The organism is Weissella sp. DD23, assembly GCF_001579105.1.
GTDB lineage: Bacteria > Bacillota > Bacilli > Lactobacillales > Lactobacillaceae > Weissella > Weissella cibaria.
This window is the reverse complement of the sequence record NZ_KQ970419.1, coordinates 1-1059: the sequence shown is the minus strand read 5'-3', so window position 1 is coordinate 1059 and position 1059 is coordinate 1. Positions and strand designations below refer to the sequence as shown.

Below are 1059 nucleotides of genomic sequence, written 5' to 3'. Positions count from 1 at the left end.
GGCTATGCCACCTGCGCAGCTTGAAGCTGTCGCAAAAGAGTTGCAACTTGGGATTATGATGAAGCCAAGTGTGATTGTGGCATCTGTGTTGGGTGGTGTGTCATTGGCAACCTTGCATGCAGCCTTTGGTGAGCACGTTATGGTCGCACGCACGTTACCAAATGTGAATGTGGCATTGAAGTATGGCTACACAGCGTTGGCATTTGATACGGATATGGATCAAGATGTGAAGGGCGCAATCGCAGCGTTGTTCCTGGAGTTGGGTCGGACAGACGAATTGCCAGAAGAACAGTTTGGCGCTGTTAGCGCATTAGCAGGTTCGGGACCAGCCTTTGTTGCAGCATTTGCGGAAGCGATGACGCAAGCGGGGATTCAGGCAGGTATCGCGCCGGATACAGCCGCGCGTTTGGCAGAACAAACAGTTGTTGGTACGGCTCGTCACATGGGTGATTTAAAGAAGGACCCCATGACCTTGGCCCATGAAGTGATGACACCGGGCGGTTCTACAGCTGCTGGTTGGGAAGCACTTGAACAAGGCAACTTAAATGGTTTGGTGGCTGACGCCATTCAAGCAACTATGAAAAAGAATGCCGAGTTTGAATAAAACAAAAAGAGCGAGATGAATGGCGTTATGGTAAGGATTTGCCTTTCGGAACACGCTTAAAAGCCGCAACTTCAGATGAGGTTGCGGCTTTGTTTTACTTGAAACGACGCTTTAAGATGCGAGTGCCAATAATACCAATGATTAATAGCGCTAGCGTTAAATAATTTTGCCAGGCATTATCACGAATAGTTGTGACAAACGTTAATTCATTGCCAGTTGTATGCTTATAAATCGCATTAATGATACTGGCGAGAAAACGTAATAGTGCAACAACGACTCCGATAGCCGTCAACGTTTCAAAGAATAGCAGTAGCTTCGGATGAGCTAATTGTTTAGTTGTCATATTGTTTATCCTCTTGTCTATTTCATTATACGTGAAGAACCGGTAAGTTTAAATCAAGGTGGGGTTAAGCCTGAACAGCTAAACTTTTAGTAACCAAATGAAGGGGGCTACC

General features: G+C 46.1%; 2 protein-coding genes. One reads left to right on the top strand and one right to left on the bottom strand.

The window, feature by feature from the left end:
• The coding region (locus WEIDD23_RS11940; protein ID WP_062359093.1) for a pyrroline-5-carboxylate reductase family protein at positions 1 to 604 on the top strand (604 nt) is incomplete at its 5' end.
• Between the two features lie 94 nt (positions 605 to 698).
• Here WEIDD23_RS11940 and WEIDD23_RS11935 read toward each other — a convergent pair.
• Positions 699 to 947 (bottom strand): hypothetical protein, encoded by a 249-nt coding sequence (locus WEIDD23_RS11935; protein ID WP_010371399.1) that lies wholly within the window; start codon positions 945 to 947, stop codon positions 699 to 701.
• Between the last annotated feature and the right edge of the window lie 112 nt (positions 948 to 1059).